The sequence below is a fragment of the Lentimicrobium sp. S6 genome, assembly GCF_013166635.1.
Taxonomy (GTDB): Bacteria; Bacteroidota; Bacteroidia; order Bacteroidales; family UBA12170; genus UBA12170.
This window is the reverse complement of the sequence record NZ_JABKBZ010000228.1, coordinates 1-859: the sequence shown is the minus strand read 5'-3', so window position 1 is coordinate 859 and position 859 is coordinate 1. Positions and strand designations below refer to the sequence as shown.

The window sequence follows — 859 nt, the reverse complement described above, 5'->3', positions numbered from 1 at the left end:
CTGATGCTAGTGAAAACTATCCTCACATTGAAGCAGGATACGATGAGTGGTCAAATTATAACTATAACTTCGATATTGCTCCTGGTATTACTCAAACTAGAACGGTAGAGTTCAACATTGAGATGACTTCTAACCAAGGTACTTGGACTGATGTTTTCACCATTGAAATACATCCTGACAATATAGTATATATGCCAGAGCTGGCTTATGCTGCTCACAACTTCGACCCTGCTGGCGAAGATGATGACAACCTTCCTGAAGGTGGAGAAACCATCAGAATGCCAGTAAGCTTATTCAACTCTGGAAACCAAATGGCTACCGGTACTGAAGCTATCCTTTCTACTCAAGATCCTGATATCACTATCACCGATAATTCTGAAAATTATGGGGAAGTGAATATCAATGGTGAAGAATGGTGTGATTACGATTACAACTTTGATATTGCAACAGGAATCACTCAAGAAAGAGATGTGGAATTCACCTTAGACATTACTTCTAATGAAGGCACTTGGACTGATACTTTTATCGTAACCATTTATCCTGATAATGCTAGCCCAATGCCAGTCTTAGAATACCAAGCTCATAACTTCTTTGAGGCCGGTGCTGATGACGATGATTTAGCCGAAGGTGGAGAGTCTATTAGAATGCCTATTGAGTTATTAAACTCTGGAGAAGCAAGAGCCACTGTGGTTTCTGCAGTTATCTCTACTAATGACCCTGCTATTACGCTTACTGATGCTAGTGAAAACTATCCTCACATTGAAGCAGGATACGATGAGTGGTCAAATTATAACTATAACTTCGATATTGCTCCTGGTATTACTCAAACTAGAACGGTAGAGTTCAACATTGAGATGAC

Annotated in this window: 1 protein-coding gene; it reads left to right on the top strand. The window is 39.8% G+C overall.

Features of this window, described 5'->3' with window-relative positions:
• Positions 1-859, top strand: an 859-nt coding sequence (locus tag HNS40_RS22480; protein ID WP_172284949.1) for a hypothetical protein, incomplete at both ends; no start/stop codon positions are given.